Annotated in this window: 12 protein-coding genes; 3 read left to right on the top strand and 9 right to left on the bottom strand. The window is 71.8% G+C overall.

Going from position 1 to position 17,916, the window contains the following annotated elements; translation table 11 throughout:
* Nucleotides 1-115: 115 nt before the first annotated feature.
* From K7C20_RS26805 to K7C20_RS26795, 3 genes are all read right to left on the bottom strand, one after another.
* Nucleotides 116-1,576 carry an aldehyde dehydrogenase family protein gene (locus tag K7C20_RS26805; protein ID WP_053210072.1) on the bottom strand — a complete coding sequence of 487 codons (1,461 nt, stop codon included), beginning with the start codon at nt 1,574-1,576 and terminating at the stop codon, nt 116-118.
* Between the two features lie 394 nt (nt 1,577-1,970).
* Nucleotides 1,971-3,617 carry a PucR family transcriptional regulator gene (locus K7C20_RS26800; protein WP_053210232.1) on the bottom strand — a complete coding sequence of 549 codons (1,647 nt, stop codon included), beginning with the start codon at nt 3,615-3,617 and terminating at the stop codon, nt 1,971-1,973.
* Nucleotides 3,618-4,053: 436 nt separating this feature from the next.
* Nucleotides 4,054-6,270: an ATP-binding protein gene (locus tag K7C20_RS26795; RefSeq protein ID WP_030087441.1), complete on the bottom strand. Its 2,217-nt coding sequence runs from the start codon at nt 6,268-6,270 to the stop codon at nt 4,054-4,056.
* Between the two features lie 279 nt (nt 6,271-6,549).
* Here K7C20_RS26795 and gabT point away from each other — a divergent pair, with 279 nt between their 5' ends.
* The gene (gene gabT / locus K7C20_RS26790) at nt 6,550-7,899 is read left to right on the top strand and encodes a 4-aminobutyrate--2-oxoglutarate transaminase (protein WP_030087443.1); all 1,350 of its coding nucleotides are present in this window, start codon (nt 6,550-6,552) and stop codon (nt 7,897-7,899) included.
* An 832-nt stretch (nt 7,900-8,731) separates the two neighbouring features.
* Nucleotides 8,732-9,556, top strand: a complete 825-nt coding sequence (locus K7C20_RS26785) for a phosphatase PAP2 family protein (protein ID WP_053210231.1) — start codon at nt 8,732-8,734, stop codon at nt 9,554-9,556.
* Nucleotides 9,557-9,765: 209 nt separating this feature from the next.
* On the opposite strand, the gene K7C20_RS26780 is transcribed toward K7C20_RS26785, so the two are convergent.
* The 6 genes from K7C20_RS26780 to K7C20_RS26755 form a co-directional block, all read right to left on the bottom strand.
* Nucleotides 9,766-11,184 (bottom strand): NAD(P)/FAD-dependent oxidoreductase, encoded by a 1,419-nt coding sequence (locus K7C20_RS26780; RefSeq protein ID WP_409351325.1) that lies wholly within the window; start codon nt 11,182-11,184, stop codon nt 9,766-9,768.
* A gap of 5 nt (nt 11,185-11,189) precedes the next feature.
* A complete protein-coding gene (locus K7C20_RS26775; RefSeq protein ID WP_030087448.1) occupies nt 11,190-12,038 on the bottom strand; it encodes an ABC transporter permease in 849 nt (282 codons plus the stop codon).
* On the bottom strand, nt 12,038-12,976 hold the full coding sequence (locus tag K7C20_RS26770) for an ABC transporter permease (protein ID WP_030087449.1): 939 nt from the start codon (nt 12,974-12,976) through the stop codon (nt 12,038-12,040). Before K7C20_RS26770 ends, K7C20_RS26775 begins: the two co-directional genes overlap by 1 nt.
* Nucleotides 12,973-14,136 (bottom strand): ABC transporter ATP-binding protein, encoded by a 1,164-nt coding sequence (locus K7C20_RS26765; RefSeq protein ID WP_030087450.1) that lies wholly within the window; start codon nt 14,134-14,136, stop codon nt 12,973-12,975. The genes K7C20_RS26770 and K7C20_RS26765 overlap by 4 nt, the downstream gene beginning before the upstream one ends.
* A 59-nt stretch (nt 14,137-14,195) precedes the next feature.
* Nucleotides 14,196-15,443 (bottom strand): polyamine ABC transporter substrate-binding protein, encoded by a 1,248-nt coding sequence (locus tag K7C20_RS26760; protein ID WP_053210229.1) that lies wholly within the window; start codon nt 15,441-15,443, stop codon nt 14,196-14,198.
* 106 nt (nt 15,444-15,549) lie between these two features.
* Nucleotides 15,550-17,067, bottom strand: a complete 1,518-nt coding sequence (locus K7C20_RS26755) for a gamma-aminobutyraldehyde dehydrogenase (protein WP_030087453.1) — start codon at nt 17,065-17,067, stop codon at nt 15,550-15,552.
* Between the two features lie 201 nt (nt 17,068-17,268).
* Here K7C20_RS26755 and K7C20_RS26750 point away from each other — a divergent pair, with 201 nt between their 5' ends.
* Entirely contained in the window at nt 17,269-17,877 is a 609-nt protein-coding gene (locus K7C20_RS26750) for an NADAR family protein (RefSeq protein ID WP_030087455.1), read from the top strand.
* Nucleotides 17,878-17,916 lie beyond the last annotated feature (39 nt).

Genomic DNA, 17,916 nt, shown 5'->3' with positions numbered 1-17,916 from the left:
GAGCGCGCCGCGTCGAGGGCCGGCGCCGGGGGGTGCGCCGGCCGGGGTCCGGTTGGTGATACGGCCCAAGGGATGGCCGTCGCTGTCCACCGGTCCGGACCGGGTCGGGCGGAGGTTACAGCGCCAGGCCCGTGAGGACCAGCACCCGCTCATAGGTGTAGTCGTCCATCGCGAACCGCACGCCCTCGCGACCCACACCGGACTGCTTGACGCCGCCGTACGGCATCTGGTCGGCGCGGTAGGACGGCACATCGCCGACGATCACGCCGCCGACCTCCAGCGCGCGGTGGGCGCGGAAGGCGGTCTGGACGTCGTGCGTGAACACGCCCGCCTGGAGGCCGAACTTCGAGTCGTTGACGGCCGCGAACGCCTCGGCCTCCCCGTCGACCTTCCTGAGGGTGAGCACCGGGCCGAAGACCTCTTCGCAGGCGAGAGTGGCGTCGGCGGGCACGTCCTCCAGGACGGTCGGCGCGTAGGAGGCGCCGTCGCGCTTGCCGCCCGCGAGCAGCTTCGCGCCGCGCTCCACGGCCTCGTCGACCCAGCTCTCGACGCGCTTGGCGGCGTCCTCGTTCACCAGCGGGCCGACCTCGGTCGCGTCGTCCGACGGGTCACCGGTGACCTGCGCCTCGACGGCCGCCACGATCTTGGGCACCAGACGGTCGTAGACGGAGGCGTCGGCGATCACCCGCTGCACCGAGATGCAGGACTGGCCGCCCTGGTAGTTGGAGAAGGTGGCGATGCGCTGCGCCGCCCAGTCCAGGTCCGCCTCGGAGGAGAAGTCCGGCAGGACGACGGCCGCGCCGTTGCCGCCGAGCTCCAGAGTGCAGTGCTTGCGCGGCACCGAGTCCAGGATCGCGTAGCCGACCTTCTCGGAGCCGGTGAAGGAGACGACCGGCAGCCGCTCGTCCTGCACCAGCGCCGGCATCCGGTCGTTGGGCACCGGAAGGATCGACCAGGTACCCGCCGGCAGCTCGGTCTCGGCCAGCAGCTCACCGAGGATCAGACCGGAGAGCGGGGTGGCCGGGGCCGGCTTGAGGATGATCGGGGCACCGGCCGCGATGGCCGGGGCGATCTTGTGGGCGCAGAGGTTCAGCGGGAAGTTGAACGGGGCGATGCCCAGGACCGTGCCGCGCGGGAAGCGGCGGGTCAGCGCGAGCCGGCCCGCGCCGCCCGCGTCGGTGTCCAGACGCTGCGCCTCGCCGCCGTTGAAGCGGCGGGCCTCCTCGGCGGCGAAACGGAACACGGAGACGGCCCGGCCGACCTCGCCGCGCGCCCACTTCATGGGCTTGCCGTTCTCCGCGGAGATCAGCCGGGCGATCTCCTCCGTACGCTCCACCAGCCGGCGGTGCACATGGTCCAGCGCGGCGGCCCGCACATGCGCGGGGGTGGCGGCGAGTTCGTCCTGGACCGCGACGGAGGCGGCGAGGGCCTCCTCGACCTGCGCCTCGGTGGGGACGCTCACCGTGCCGACGAGGCGTCCGTCCCAGGGAGAGGTGACATCGAAGGTGGCCTCGCCGGTGGCCTGCCGGCCGGCGAGCCAAAAGGCGGTGGGGGCTGCATCAGTGGGGATCGGCACAGTGGAACCCGGCCCTTCAGAAGTGGTGGGTGATGCGCATGGCTCAGGGAGCGGCTCTGCGGTTTTGACTCTGCACCCACGGTAGGGGCGCGGCGGCGCCGTGGCGTTTGTCCGAAGCGTAGTAATCAGGACGGCCGTCTCTCCGTGGTGGAGGGGGCGCGCGAAGCGGATCGGGGACTTGCGGAGGGGATCGGGGGCGTTGGGGGGCGGGGCTTGGGCCGGGCTGGTGGGTGAGCCTGGCCCGGGGGTGCGGTCAAGAGGGCCGGGGCGTGGTCAAGGGGGCCGGGGGCGTGGTCAGGGGGCCCGGGGGTGCGGTCAGGGCGCCCCGTGGGCGTGGTCAGCCCGACCCTGGGCGGCCCGGCCCTGGGGCCGCCCCGTGGGCAGCGGCTCTCCCCTACTCCCCCGGGGCCCCCGACGTCGCCTTGAGTGCCAGCCACAGCTCCATCCGGACATCCGCATCGTCCAGCGAGCGGCCCAGGATCTCCTCCACCCGCCGCATCCGGTAGCGCAGGGTGTGGCGGTGTACGCCCAGGTCGGCGGCGGCCGCGTCCCACTGGCCGTGCCGGGCGAGCCAGGCCCGCAGCGAGGCCACCAGGTCGCCGCGGCCCTTCGCATCGTGCTCGCGCAGCGCCCGCAGCAGCCCGTCCGCGAAGGCGCGGACGGCGTCGTCGGCGAGCAGCGGCAGCACGGACCCGGCCGCCACGTCCTCGTGCTCGACCAGCGCACGGCCGCGCCGACGGGCCACCGACAGCGCCTGTTCGGCCTGGCGGTAGGCGTTCGCGGCGGCGGTCGGCCCGGTAGGCGCCGAGAGTCCGACGGCGACCCCTTCACGGTGGCCCGCCTCCCCCCGCCCCGCCCGGCCGCGCGCACGCGGCTGCGCTCCGGCGCGGGCCTCGGCCTCGGCGGCGTACGCGGCACAGGCGTCCGCGGCCGCCCCGCCGTCCGCGACCAGCACGATCAGCCGGTCACCGTCCGGCACGGCGAGCACCGCCTCACCGGTCCGCGCGGCCGCCGAGTCCATCGCGTCGGCAAGCCCGTCGAGGCCCCCCGCCGCCCCGGCGCCCGCGGACACCATGGATCCCTGCTCCTCACCGGCCACCGGCTCCGCGACCACCACCCGGAACGGCGCGTCCAGCAGCCCGCCGTAGAGCCGGCCCGCCACCGCCCTGGCATGGTCCGGCTCCCCGGCGAGCAGCATCTTCAGCACCGCCGCGCCCAGCCGCTGCTCGGCGTCCTGAAGTGCCCGGGACCGCTCGGTGGTGAGGGTGAGCAGCGCGACCGCGGAGTGCACGGCATAGCGCTCGGCCGTGCCGAGCGGCGCCCCGGTACCGACCGCGAGCACCCCGCGGGCCCGGCGTCCGGTGCCCAGCGACTGAAGCTCGACCCGGTCGTCGCCGTCCGTGTCGCTGACGACCGAGCTGGCGGGCGCGGGCCGCTCGCGCAGCCGCCCGACGTCGTCGGTGAGCCGGGCCGCGCGGCGGGCCGCCCAGTCGGGAGCGGCGGCCACCACCGCGCCGGACGCGTCGTAGAGCGCGGCCCAGCCGTCCAGATGCGCCGCGAGCCGGGCCAGCAGCTCGGCCGGTCCCTCGGCGCTGAGCGCCGCCCGGGTCAGCTCCCGCTGCGCCTCGAACCCGGCGGTCACCGCGCGGTACTGGTCGGCGGCGACGGCGGCCGAGACCGCCTTGCTGATCGCGATGAACGGCGTCCTGCGGGGCACTCCGAGCAGCGGCAGCCCCTGCTCCCTGGCCGCCTCGACCAGCGCGTCCGGAACGCCCTCGTAATTGACCCCGACCGCGAAGCCCAGCCCGACGACCCCGGCCTCCGCGACCCGCCGCACATACCTGCGGGTCGCCTCCGCGTCCTCCGCGTCCAGCTTGAGCGCGGTGATCAGCAGCAGCTCCCCGCCCTCCATGTACGGCACCGGATCGATCAGCTCACTGGCGTGCGCCCAGCGCACCGGCACGTCCAGCCGCTCCTCGCCCGCGAGCACGGTCAGCTTGAGCGCGGTGTGGTTGACCAGGGAAGCGAGGGTGTGCGGCATGGAACCTTCATGACGTCGACGACTGCGAGGGACGGGGGCGACCGATCGGCAACCGATCACTGACCGACCGCCGATCAACCACTGACCGGTCACCGACCGACCGCCGATCAATCGCTGACCGGTCAATGGCAGATCGACGACTGATCGTCGACCGATCGACGATCAGTCGATGCCCGATCGACGACAGGTCGCGATCGATTGTTTGCGCCGCCTCGTATGAACGGCCAGTGTCGATTCTGCCTCAGCGGAGGAATCCCGGGGAGCGCCGGACCGGACAAATCCGCGGCGGCCACGCAGCACACCCCCGCCCCGGAGCACCCGAGAGTGCCCCAGGTGCCGGCGATGCTCCTGGAGCCTCCGACGGTCCTGGCCCCGATCCCCTCGGCCGCCGCCCTGCCGCGCCCTGCCGCTGCCCTGCCGCGCCCTGCCGCCGCCCTCAGGACCGCAGGTCCACCAGCACCGGCGGCGCATGCTCCCCGGCCACCGAGGTCACGGAGAGGACGGCGTGGCCGGGCGGGACGGAGTTGGCGAGATCGGAGGCGGACCAGCGTTCACGCTCCACGGTGCGGACGGTGACGGCCTTCGCGGTGGCCGCCTTGCCGGTGACCAGGTGACGGAAGAGGTGGAACGCCTTCATCGCGGCGCCCTCCGCGATGATTTGACGGTCCGTGACGTCGCGGGTCTCCACCCATTCCTTGCCCCACACCTCGGCAAACCGGGCGCCGTCCCACGTCGTCACGCCCGCGAATGCCATCCGGCAGCCGACGGTGCCGAGCAGCGTGCCGCGGAGCGCGTCGGGGATGTCGTCCAAGGAGCGCAGCGTCAGCACGGCGCCTGCGTTCGCCGAGCGCAGCCGCTGCAGACCGCGCAGCGCCTCGGCCGTGATCGTGTGTGCGGCCTCGTCGAGCACCAGGCAGGCGAACAACGAGCGGTCGCCGCGGGCCACCGCACACTCGGTGAACTGCGCCAGAACCAGCCGGGCGAGGATCCGTGACGCTTCCGCGTGGCCGCGCTCGGGCAATTCGATACGGACCCGCAGCGGATGGTCGAGGGCGCGCAGGGAGACCTGGCGGGTGCTTCCCGTGGGGTCGAAGAAGGCGGCGAAGGCAGGCCGGTCCAGGAGGGCGATGCGGTCGGCGAGGAGTACTCCGAGATCGCCGGAGCGCTCCGACTGACGTACGCGGGCGTCCAGTTCGCGCAGCAGGGTGTGGTCACCGCCGTCCTGGAGGGCGGTGCGCAGCGCGGACATCGCCTGGGGCGCGCCGTCCAGCAGTTCGCGCAGCTCAGGAACGGTGGGGAAGCGGTCGTGGGCGGCTCGGAAGGGGCCGAGCAGTTGGGCCAGTGCGGTCGCGGCACGGCGGCTGTCGCCGCCGGGCAGCTGCTCGGCGAGATCACCGACCAGGGCCTCCGCCAGGATGCCGGCCGCCTCGTCGGGGTCCGTGGTGCCGCCGTACAGGTCGAGGTCGCAGTCCGGATCCGGGCGGCCGACCCTGACCACCACGTCGAACGCCTCATCAGGACCGAGGTCGGATCCGGCCGGGCCGACGACGATCACCGCGGACTGCCCGGCCAGCGCCTGGAGGCACATCGACTCCACCACCGGCTTGACGACCCGGGTGGTCTTGCCGCTCCCGGCCGGCCCGACGGCCAGCAGCGAGGTGCCCAACACCCCCGGATCCAGGGCGCATCCGGCGCCGCGGTGCTGATACGGGTTGCGGAGGTCGTCCGCGGTGGTGCCGATACGGACCTGGTGGGCGAGCAGATCGTGGTGGGCGGTCCGACGGGGCAGGTCGCGCCGCCCCGACGGGTGCGCACAGGCCGCCGCGCCCTGCCGGAGCACGGTGTCGGTGAAGGAGGCCAGGGAGTTCTTGCCGGACCGCACCGAGCGCCAGGCACGCTCGATCCTGGCCACATCCACATCGTTCATCCGGCCGGTCCGGGCCTCGGCGGCGAGCTTGTCGGCGGCGTCCGTCGCACCGTGTGCCCGCAGGTCGGGCCACTGCGCCCGGTCAGCGGCGGGCTGGGGCTTGGGAGCGACGGATGCGCGGTTGCGGAAGCGGCCGAGAGCCGGCCCGAGGAAGCGGCGGGCGAGCTCCGGCCAGCGGCCCATGCGACCGAAGACGACGACCAGAAGTGCCAGCACCAGCCCGTAATAGAGGTAGGTGATCCAGACGTAGATCATTTTGTCACCGCCGGCCGTCCGCCAGGAGTCCGGCGTGAGCAGCAGCAGCGGCCAGAGCCAGTACCCGCCGAGGTAGCGGTTCCACAGCAACGACCACAACAGCCACCCGCACAGGAACGAGATCACCGCGCCGCTGATCAACTGCCGGCCGGGGACCCGGTCGGGCTCCTGCGCGGGCCGGGGCCGGTGGCCGAGGGTCCAGATGCCGGGCGCGGACGCGGGGCGCGGGGTGCGCAGCCAGCTCAGCAGCGGCGGTTCGGGAGCCGCGGGGCCGCTGGGCGCAGCGCCCGGAGGGGTGGCGGGTGGAGTCGGCACGGTCGGCGGGGCGGCGGGCGGTGGCGGGGTGCGCGGCGCGGCGGCCGGTGGGGTGGGCGGTGCCGCGGGGCGCGGCACCGCGGGTTCGGGTCGGTGCGCTCCGTCCGACGGCTCGGGAGCGGTGTGCTGTGCGTCGTGCGTGCCCTCGGTGTCCATCCGGTGCCCCTTGTCCCCCTTGAGCCGTGGCCTGCTGCGTCGTGACGCCGGCGGCCGCGTCGTGCGGCCGCGGTGCCATTGTCATGCCCGCGCTGGTGTCCGCCGCTGCCGGGCACGCCGTCGCTCAATCTACTGGCCGCGGACCGCCGCTATGTCCGGTGCGGACAAGGCAACACGCGCACTTCTCCCGAACGGAACATGCCAGACCTGCCCGGCCGCCCCTAGCCTGCGAGAACAACAGCTTTGTACGTCCCCCCGTTCCACCCCCAGGAGACTGCCATGACCGAACTGTCCGGAGGCCCGTCCCTCCCCCAGGAGCGTCGCGTCGTCACCGCGATTCCCGGCCCGAAGTCGCAGGAGCTGTGGGCGCGCAAGCAGGCCACGGTGGCCAGTGGCGTCGGCGCCGTGCTGCCCGTCTTCGTCAAGCGCGCGGGCGGCGGCGTCCTGGAGGACGTGGACGGGAACTCCCTGATCGACTTCGGCTCCGGCATCGCGGTGACCTCGGTCGGCAACAGCGCGGAGGCGGTCGTCCGCCGGGCCACCGCGCAGCTCCAGGCCTTCACCCACACCTGCGCCATGGTGGCGCCGTACGAGCCGTACATCGAGGTCTGTGAGCAGCTGGCCGAGCTGACGCCGGGCGACCACGCGAAGAAGTCGGCGCTGTTCAACTCCGGCGCCGAGGCGGTCGAGAACGCCGTCAAGATCGCCCGTGTGCACACCAAGCGCCAGGCGGTCGTCGTCTTCGACCACGGCTACCACGGCCGCACGAACCTGACGATGGCGCTCACCTCCAAGAACATGCCGTACAAGCAGGGCTTCGGACCGTTCGCGCCCGAGGTCTACCGCGTCCCGGTGGCCTACCCCTACCGCTGGCTGACCGGCCCGGAGAACTGTGCGCAGGAGGCCGCGGACCAGGCCATCTCGCAGATCACCAAGCAGATCGGCGCGGAGAACGTCGCGGCGATCATCATCGAGCCGGTACTCGGCGAGGGCGGCTTCATCGAGCCGGCCAAGGGTTTCCTCCCGGCGATCGCGAACTTCGCCAAGGAGAACGGGATCGTCTTCGTCGCGGACGAGATCCAGTCCGGCTTCTGCCGCACGGGCCAGTGGTTCGCGTGTGACGACGAGGGCATCGTGCCCGACCTGATCACGACCGCCAAGGGCATCGCCGGCGGTCTGCCGCTGGCCGCCGTCACCGGCCGCGCCGAGATCATGGACGCCGCGCACGCGGGCGGCCTGGGCGGCACCTACGGTGGTAACCCGGTGGCCTGCGCCGCGGCGCTGGGCTCGATCGAGACCATGCGCGAGCAGGACCTGAACGCCAAGGCCCGCCGGATCGGCGAGGTCATGACGGCCCGTCTGAACGCGATCGCGGAGAAGTACGACATCATCGGCGAGGTCCGCGGCCGCGGCGCGATGATCGCGATCGAGCTGGTCAAGTCCGGCTCCAAGGACCCGAACCCGGAGGCCACCGGCGCCCTCGCCAAGGCCTGCCACCAGGAGGGCCTGCTGGTCCTGACGACCGGCACGTACGGCAATGTGCTGCGCTTCCTGCCGCCGCTGGTCATCGGCGAGGACCTGCTCAACGAGGGCCTGGACATCCTGGAAGGCGCCTTCGCCGCGCTCTGAGCGGCGCGGCGCGCACGGCGCTCCGCGGAGAACCCCGGCACGGCCCGGGACTCGGCTCATGCCGTGTCCCGGGCCGTGCCCGTTGGCGGGGCAGGCAGGGAGCCTCGCGGGGCAGGGAGGGAGTCCTGCCCCGGGTGCAGAGGGAGCCCCACCCTTCCGCCCCGGGTGCAGAGCGAGCCCCGCCCCTCCGCCCCGGGTGCAGCAGGGAGGCCGCTGCCCGCCGTCCGGCGAGGCCGCCGTGCCCCGTTGGGCGCCGCCGTTGCTGTGGTGGCGCCCCTTGGCACGCCGGGGACGCGAGGGACGCGGGGGACACCGCCCTGTTCGTGCCCGGGGACGTGCCCCTGTTCGCGTCCTGGGGTGTGCCCTGTTCGCGCCCGTGTGCGCACCCGCCCTGTACCTATTTCTGTGCTCATTTCCGTGCGGACGCGCGTAACTGGAGGCATGGCGTGAAGAAGATGTGCGGGGCCCATGGCGGCCGGGTAATGCGACTGTCGGGTGCGCTCGCTGTGCCGTACGGTTTCCGCAGATGAGAGAAACACCCCGCTCGCAGGGGACTGCGGGCGACGCCCGGTCGGCGCTTCCCCGGCTCCGATCAGGCCGTGCCCTCGCGCACAACACCGGGACCCCTCGCAAAGGGGGCTCCGGGAATCCTCACCGATCGGATGTCCGCCCGCCCCATACCCCCCGGGGCGCGCGGAACACCGGTCAGCGCGGCCGCCTCGGAACCACCCCCCCTGTTCCGAGGCGGCCGACCTTTTTCCCGAGCTCCGCAGGCCCGTCGGGCCGCGGCTCCCTTCGTTTCCCGCCCCTGGCCGCCGCTCTGCTGAGCGCGTTGCTCTTCGCCGCGCTCACCTGGCAGGTGGCCGACCACGGCCCACTGCGCACCCTCGACGAACGGCTGGGGCGCGCCCTCGCCGCTGCCGGGGACATCCCCTCCGGGCTCGCCGAGTTCTTTGCCGACCTCGGCAATACGGTCGTGGCGCTGCCGGTGCTGTTGGTGGTCATGGTGTGGACGGGGTGGCGGGGACGGCAGAGGTGGCAGCGGGGGAAGCGGTGGGAGAGAGAGCGTGAAGGGGAGCAGGGCGGCGCGGACGCCACCGATGGCCCGGCTCCGGTGCGCTGGTGGCTGCCGCTGCTCGCCGCCGGCTTCGCCCTGGCCGCGGTGCCCGCGCTGGTCGTCCCGCTCAAGCTGTGGCTGGCCCGGCCGGGTCCGCCGCAGATGGGCGGCGGTGCGCACGACGGCTTCTATCCGTCGGGCCACGGGGCCACGGCGGCCGTGGCGTACGGCGTGGCCGCGCTCTTGCTGACCCGCGGCCGGAGCCGAAGCCGGATGCAGATGCGGGTGCAGATGCGGCTGTCGATGGTGATGCGGATCGACAGCGACAGCGACAGCGACAGCGACAGCGACGTGAACGCCCGTAGAGGCGCTCCCGCGGCCGCGGTCGCACTCCCTCTCGCGGTCGCCCTGCTCAACGTGGGCGTCGGCATCGGCCTGGCGCGCCGGGGCTATCACTGGCCGCTGGACGTCCTCGGCAGCTGGTGTCTGGCCGGGGTGCTGCTCGCGGTGTGGTGTGCGGTGTGCGACCGCTGGGCCGGGGGCGGGGGCCGGGCGGCGCGCCACGGGGCGTGCGACGGGGCTGGGCCGGGCAGGACCTGACCCTGGCAGTGACGGGCCGCACTGGGGCACGAGGAGGCGGACAACTTCTGCCCGCCCGCACTGGGGGGCATGAGACGGCAGGCAACTTCCGGCCGGCGGACAACATCCATCCGCCCGCACTGCGGCACGAGGAAGCGGACAACTTCCGCCCGCCCGCAGTGGGGCACGAGGGGGCGGGCAACTTCCGTTCACCCGCCCCCTCTTCGGCGTCAGCTGTCGAAGCCCAGGCCCACCTTGTCCATGGCCTTGAGCCACAGATTGCGGCGTCCGCCGTGGGTGTCGGCCCGGGTCATCGACCACTGGGTGATCCCGATGCCGGCCCACCGCAGCGGCTCCGGCGGGAACGGCAGCGGCTTGCTGCGGACCATCTCCAGCTCCGTACGCTCGGTGCGTTCACCGGCGAGCAGATCGAGCATCACTTCGGCGCCGAAGCGGGTGGCGCCCACGCCGAGGCCGGTGTAGCCGGCGGCATAGGCGACCCGGCCCGCGTGGGCGCTGCCGAAGAACGCCGAGAAGCGGGAGCAGGTGTCGATGGCGCCGCCCCAGGTGTGGGTGAAGCGCAGCCCCTCCAGTTGCGGGAAGCAGCGGAAGAAGTGCCGGGCGAGCTTCTCGTACGTGGCCGGGTGGTGGTCGAACTCGGCACGGATGCCGCCGCCGTAGCGGTAGACGATGTCGTAGCCGCCCCACAGGATGCGGTTGTCGGCGGTGATGCGGAAGTAGTGGAAGTGGTTGTTGGAGTCCGAGAGGCCCTGGCGGTTCTTCCAGCCGATGGCGGCGAGCTGTTCTTCGGAGAGCGGCTCCGTCATCAGCGCGTGGTCGTAGACCGGGACGATGTACGGGCGCACCCGCTTGACCAGCGACGGGAAGGCGTTCGTGCCGAGCGCGACATGGCGGCCGAAGACCCGGCCGTAGGGCGTGCGGACGGCCATGCCCAGGCCTTCGGAGGCGAGGTCGGTGGCCCGGGTGCGCTCGTAGATGCGGACGCCGAGGCCGAGGCAGGCCTGCTTCAGGCCCCAGGCGAGGCGGGCCGGGTTGAGCATGGCGACACCGTCGCGGTCCCACAGACCGGCGCGGAAGGTCGGCGAGTCGACCTGGGCGCGCAGTTCGTCCTGGTCGAGGAAGGTGTGCCGGTCGAGGCCGAGCCCGGCGGCGTCCTCGGCGAACTCCTTGAGTTCGGCGATCTGGTGGGGCTCGGTGGCGATGTCGATCTCACCGGTGCGCTCGAAGGCGCAGTCGATGCCGTAGCGGGCGACGGCCTCCTCGATGGCGTCGAGGTTGCGGATGCCCAGCTCTTCGAGGGTGGCCAGTTCGTTCGGCCAGCGGGCCAGGCCGTTTCCGAGGCCGTGGGTGAGGGAGGCGGCGCAGAAGCCGCCGTTGCGGCCGGAGGCAGCCCAGCCGATCTCGGCGCCTTCGATCAGGACGACATCGCACTGGGGGTCGCGTTCCTTGGCGATCAGCGCGGTCCACAGCCCCGAGTAGCCGCCGCCGACCACCAGCAGATCGCAGGTCTCGTCACCGACGAGGGCGGGCCGGGCGGCGGGGCGGTCCGGGTCGGTCAGCCAGAAGGGGGTGGGTTCGGCGTCCGCGAGCGCATGCGCGGCGGACGGGGTCATGGCAGCTCGTGCCATGGTTCTCAGCTCCTCTTGCTCCTCTTACGGCGGGCCCCGGCCAGCTGGCCCACCACTACGCACAGCACGGCGACCAGGAACATGGCCGTGCCGATGACATTGATCTGAACGGGAGTGCCCCGCTGCGCCGATCCCCAGACGAACATGGGGAAGGTCACGGTGGAGCCGGCATTGAAGTTGGTGATGATGAAGTCGTCGAAGGACAGGGCGAAGGACAGCAGGGCGCCGGCCGCGATGCCGGGGGCGGCGATCGGCAGCGTCACCCGCAGGAAGGTCTGGACGGGTGAGGCGTAGAGGTCCTGGGCGGCCTGCTCCAGCCGCGGGTCCATGCTCATCACCCGCGCCTTGACGGCGGTGACCACGAAGCTCAGGCAGAACATGATGTGCGCGATCAGGATCGTCCAGAAGCCGAACTGGATGCCCATGTTGAGGAAGAGGGTCGCCAGCGAGGCGGCCATGACGACCTCGGGCATCGCCATCGGCAGGAAGATCAGGGTGTTGACGCCGGAGCGGGCGCGGAAGCGGTAGCGGGCCAGCGCGAACGCGATCATGGTGCCGAGGACGGTCGCTCCGATGGTGGCCCAGAGCGCGATCTGGAGACTCAGGCCGAGCGAGCCGCACAGGTCGGCGACGCCGCACGGATCGCGCCAGGCGTCCGTGGAGAAGCGCTGCCACTGGTAGTTGAAGCGGCCGTTGGGCTTGTTGAAGGAGAAGACCATCACCACGAGGTTGGGCAGGATCAGGTAGCCCAGCGTGCACAGGCCCGCGATCGTGATGATGTTGCGGCGCAGCCAGCGCAGGCCCCGGTTTTGCGTGCGGGCCGCGGTGGCGTCGGTGGTCTCGTGGACGGCCATCAGACCAGATCCTCCGTCCCGGACTTGCGGATGTAGATCGTGACCATGGCGAGGATGGCCGCCATGAGGATGAAGGAGAGGGCGGCGGCGGTCGGGTAGTCCAGCACCCGCAGGAACTGCGACTGGATGACGTTGCCGATCATCTTCTGGTCGGTGGAGCCCAGCAGTTCGGCATTGATGTAGTCACCGGCGGCCGGGATGAAGGTGAGCAGGGTGCCGGCGACGACACCGGGCATGGACAGCGGGAAGGTCACCCGGCGGAAGGTGGTGGCCGGGCGGGCGTAGAGGTCACCGGCGGCCTCGTGGAGGCGCGGGTCGATGCGCTCCAGCGAGGTGTAGAGCGGCAGGACCATGAACGGCAGGAAGTTGTAGGTCAGTCCGCAGACCACCGCGAGCGGGGTGGCGAGCACCCGCTGCCCTTCGGTGAGGCCCAGCCAGCTGGTGATGTCCAGGACGTGCAGGGAGTTGAGGATGCCGACGACCGGTCCGCCGTCGGCCAGGATCGTCTTCCAGGCCAGCGTACGGATCAGGAAGCTGGTGAAGAACGGGGCGATGACCAGGATCATCACGAGGTTGCGCCAGCGGCCGGCCTTGAAGGCGATGAGGTAGGCCAGCGGGTAGCCCAGGACCAGGCAGAGCGCGGTGGCGACGGCGGCGTAGCCCACCGAGCGGACGAACTGCGGCCAGTATTCGCCCAGCGCGTCCCAGTAGGTGGCGAAGTGCCAGGTGACCTTGAAGCCCTCTTCGAGGGAGCCGGTCTGGATCGAGGTCGACGCCTGGTAAACGAGCGGGGCGGCGAAGAAGACGACCAGCCACAGCAGGCCGGGCAGCAACAGCCAGTAGGGCACGAGGCGCTTGCGGGCGGGGGTCTTGCGCACCTCCAGGGGCGCGGCCGCGGCCTGCTCGTCCGCCGGCGCGGGTGTCGCGGTGCTGGTCACGCGGCCTCCTCGTCGAGGTCCGCGCCGGCCTGGATGTCCTGGGTGGCGTCCAGCCCGAAGGTGTGCGCCGGGCTCCAGTGCAGCACGACCTCGGCGCCGGGGACCAGGCGCCCGTCGCGCTCGATGTTCTGCTCGTAGACGGCGAGTTCGCCCAGGCCCGGGGCCTCGAGGACGTACTGCGTGGAGACCCCGATGAAACCGGCGTGCTTGATCCGCGCGGGCAGCCGGTTGCGGCCTTCGGCGATGGACCCGGCGTCGTCGGCGTGCGCCAGGGTCACCTTCTCGGGCCGGACCCCGGCGAGCACCTTCTCGCCGGTGCGGGCCGTGGCGCTGCACCGGTCGGCGGGCAGCCGCAGCTTGGCGTCGCCGGCCTTGAGGAGCAGTTCCTCGCCGCCGGCCTCGACGACCTCGGCCTCGATGAGGTTGGAGGTGCCCAGGAAGTTGGCGACGAAGGTGGTGGCGGGGTTCTCGTAGAGGTCGGCGGGGGCACCGAGCTGTTCGACCCGGCCGCCGTTCATCACGGCCACGGTGTCGGCCATCGTCATGGCCTCCTCCTGGTCGTGGGTGACATGCACGAAGGTGATGCCGACCTCGGTCTGGATGCGCTTGAGCTCCAGCTGCATCTGGCGGCGCAGCTTGAGGTCGAGGGCACCGAGCGGCTCGTCGAGCAGCAGCACCTGCGGGTGGTTGATCAGCGCGCGGGCGACCGCGACGCGCTGCTGCTGGCCGCCGGAGAGCTGCTGCGGCTTGCGGCGCGCCATCGGCCCGAGCTGGACGAGGTCGAGCATCTCCTCGACCTGCTTCTTGACGGACTTGATGCCGCGGCGGCGCAGCCCGAAGGCGACGTTCTCGTAGATGTCCAGGTGCGGGAAGAGCGCGTAGTTCTGGAAGACGGTGTTGACCTGGCGCTTGTACGGCGGCAGGGCGGTGACGTCCCGGCCCGACAGCTGGACGGTGCCGGTGGTGGGTTCCTCCAGCCCGGCGATCATGCGCAGGGTGGTGGTCTTGCCGCAGCCCGAGGCGCCCAGCAGCGCGAAGAAGGAGCCCGCGGGGACGGTCAGGTCGAGCGGATGGACGGCGGTGAAGGAGCCGTAGGTTTTGCTTATCCCCTGGAGGCGGACGTCGCCGCCACTGCTCTGGGGGGTCGCGGTGTGGGTCATGTCGGTCGTCCCGTGGGTCGGAGGGCGAAGCGGCTCGGGCGGGCCCGGGAGGTGGCGGATCAGGCGCCGGTGAGGTCGGAGAACTTCTGGGCGAACTCCTTGTTCTCCTTGGCGGTCAGGGCACGGAAGGAGTGGGACCGGGCAGCCATCTCCTTGTCCGGCAGGATCAGCGGGTTGTCCGCCGCCTTCTTGTCGATCTTGGCGAGTTCCTCGCGCACACCGTCGACCGGGCAGGCGTAGTTGATGTACGCCGCGAGCCGGGCCGCCGCCTTCGGCTCGTAGAAGTAGTCGATGAGCCGTTCGGCGTTCTGCTTGTGGCGCGCCTTGTTCGGCACCATGAGGTTGTCGGTGGACGTCATGTAGCCGGTCTTGGGGATGGCGTAGGCGATGTCCGGGTTGTCGTTCTGGAGCTGGACGATGTCGCCGGCCCAGGCCACACAGGCGGCCAGGTCGCCCTTGTCCAGATCGTTGGTGTAGTCGTTGCCGGTGAAGCGGCGTATCTGCTTGGAGTCGACGCCCTTCTGGAGCCGGGCGATGGCCGCGTCGTAGTCGTCCGCGGTGACGTCCTCGGGCCGCTTGCCCATGTCCAGCAGGGTCAGGCCGATGCTGTCGCGCATCTCGGAGAGAAAACCGACCCGGCCCTTGAGCTGCGGGTCCTCCAGCAGCTGGCTGATGGAGTCGACCTTCTTCCCGCCGGTCGCCTTCTTGTTGTACGCGATGAGGGCCGGGATGCCCTGCCAGACGTAGGAGTGCGCCCGGCCCGGGTCCCAGGCGGGGTCGCGGTACTGCGCCGAGAGGTTGGCGTAGGCGTGCGGCAGATTGGCCGGGTCCAGCTGCTGGATCCAGCCGAGGGAGATCATCCGTGCGCACATCCAGTCGGTGAGCACGATCAGATCGCGTCCGGTGTCCTGGCCGGCCGCCAGCTGCGCCTGGATCTTGCCGAAGAACTCGTCGTTGTCGTTGATGTCCTCGGTGTATTTGACGGCGATACCGGTGCGCCGGGTGAAGCGGTCCAGCGTCGGCCGGTGCTTGCCGTCCTCGCTGACGTCCATGTACTCGGTCCAGTTGGAGAAGGCGAGCCGCTTCTCCGCCGTGGAGTGGTCGTCGGAACGGCCGGCGTCCGTACGGCCCGCGGGCGGGATGCCGCAGGCCCCCAGGGCGCCGAGGCCACCGGCCGTGGCCGCCATGGCGCCGCCCGCGCGCAGCAGGGAGCGGCGGGTCATGGCGAGCCGGCCATTGGTCGCACTGCGGCGCATGGCGGTGAGTTCGGCCGAGGACAGGGGTTCGGGCTGCTCGTGGTGCTCCATGCGCGGTGCCCTTTCAGGGGATGAGCCCGGCGCTCGGCCGGTGGTGACGATGCCGCGCGGCGCCGGCCGCAGGGCGAGGGGCCGCTCGGGCCCGAGGGGGCGTCCCTTACGGGCGGTCCCCGAAGATCGTGCGGTGCCAGTCCTTGCGCGCCACCGCGGTGTTGTCATACATGACGTGCTTGACCTGGGTGTACTCCTCGAAGGAGTAGGCCGACATGTCCTTGCCGAAGCCGGAGGCCTTGGCGCCGCCGTGCGGCATCTCGCTGATGATCGGGATGTGGTCGTTGACCCAGACACAGCCCGCGTTGATCTCGCGGGTGGCACGGCCGGTGCGGTAGACGTCCCGGCTCCAGGCGGAGGCGGCCAGCCCGTAGGGGGTGTCGTTGGCCAGCGCGATGCCCTCGTCGTCGCTGTCGAAGGGCAGCACCACCAGCACCGGACCGAAGATCTCGGACTGCACGATCTCGCTGTCCTGCGCGGCCCCGGCGATCAGCGTGGGCCGGTAGTAGGCGCCCTTGGCCAACTCGCCCTGCGGTGACTCGCCGCCCGTCACGACCGTGGCGTAGCCGCGCGCCCGCTCGACGAAGCCGGCCACCCGGTCGCGCTGGGCGTGCGAGATCAGCGGGCCCAGGTCGGTGGACGGGTCGAAGGGGTCGCCGAGCCGTACGGTCGCCATCAGATCGGCGACGCCGCTGACGAAGGCGTCGTAGAGCGGGCGCTGCACATAGGCGCGGGTGGCGGCGGTGCAGTCCTGGCCCGTGTTGATCAGCGATCCGGCGACCGCTCCGTGGACGGCGGCCTCCAGGTCCGCGTCGTCGAAGACGACGAAGGGGGCCTTGCCGCCGAGTTCGAGATGCAGCCGCTTGACGGTGCCGGTGGCGATCTCGGCGACGCGCTTGCCGACGCCGGTCGAGCCGGTGAAGGAGGTCATCGCGACGGAGCGGTGGCCCACCAGGTGCTCACCGGCGTCCCGGCCCGCCCCGGAGAGGATGTTGATGACACCGTCCGGCAGCCCCGCGCGCTGTGCGGCCTGCGCGAACAGCAGGGAGGTGAAGGGGGTGATCTCGGCGGGCTTGAGGACGATGGTGTTGCCCGCGGCGATGGCCGGCAGCACCTTCCAGGCGGCCATCTGGAGCGGATAGTTCCACGGTGCGATGGAGCCGACGACGCCAATGGGCTCGCGACGGATGACGGAGGTGTGGTCGGGGCTGTATTCCCCGGCCGCCTTGCCCTCCAGATGACGGGCGGCGCCCGCGAAGAACGCGGCGTTGTCGATCGAACCCGGTACGTCGAACTCCTTGCTGAGCTTGATCGGCTTTCCGCAGTTCAGCGATTCGGCATAGGCGAGCTCGGCGGCGTCCTCGGCGAGCGCGGTGGCGAAGGCGTGCAGGGTGTCGGAGCGCTCGCCCGGTGTGGCACCGCCCCACTCCCGGAACGCCCGCTGCGCGGCCTCCACGGCGGCGTCCACGTCCGCCGTGCCTGCGAGTTCATAGGAGTACACCGTCTCGCCTGTCGCCGGGTCCACGACGGCCTGGGTACGCCCGGAACTGCCGCTCCGGAGACTGCCTGCGATGAATTGCGCGCCCGCGGCGAATCGCTCGGTGACATCGAATCGGTGATCCATGGTGCTCTCCTCCGCCGGGCACCGGGGCCGCTCAGCGGCACTGCCTGGCGTAGCTATTTCCGGAATCGATGGCTGATCTTGACAGAGGAAAGGGGTCGCAACAAGGGATTCCGTTGTTGCCTTTTGGTTACGCGACGAATTCTGTGATTCTTGCCGTACGAGCCCCGACACGTTGTCAGTGCCCGCTGGCAGAATCCCGGCATGGTGCACGACAACACGGGGATCAAGGGTGAGCGCGCTGCGGACGGGCCGCGCTCGGCCGAGGAGCTGCGCCGCGCGACGGCCGCCGGCAAGCACGTCAAGTTCGTCCACTTCTGGGGCCACAGCCCCCGGCGCGACGGCAGCCTCGGCGCGAGCTGCTTCAGCCAGTGGTGGCCCTCCCCCTTCACCGTCGACGGGGTCCGGTACGCCACCGCCGAGCACTGGATGATGGCCGGCAAGGCCCGGCTGTTCGACGACGCGGAGGCGGAGCGGCGCGCGCTCGCGGCGCGGCACCCCCAGCAGGCCAAGGACGCCGGGCGCAGGGTTCGCGGCTTCGACGAGGAGAGCTGGCAGCGGCACCGCTTCGATCTGGTCGTCGAGGGCAGTGTCCATAAATTCGGCCAGGATCCCGCGCTGCGGGAGTTCCTGCTGGGCACGAACTCCCGGGTGCTGGTGGAGGCCAGTCCGCTGGACCGTATATGGGGCATCGGTCTCGCCGCCGAGGACGAGCGGGCCGCGGACCCGGCGCGCTGGCGGGGCCTGAATCTGCTGGGCTTCGCGCTGATGGCGGCGCGGCAGACCCTGCGGGAAGGGGCCCCGGAGGGGTAGCCGGGCCGGCCCCTCCCCGCGGGCTCTGCCGCGGCAACG

It is taken from the genome of Streptomyces decoyicus (assembly GCF_019880305.1).
GTDB classification, from domain to species: Bacteria; Actinomycetota; Actinomycetes; order Streptomycetales; family Streptomycetaceae; genus Streptomyces; species Streptomyces decoyicus.
This window is presented reverse-complemented; position numbering and strand designations above follow the sequence as displayed.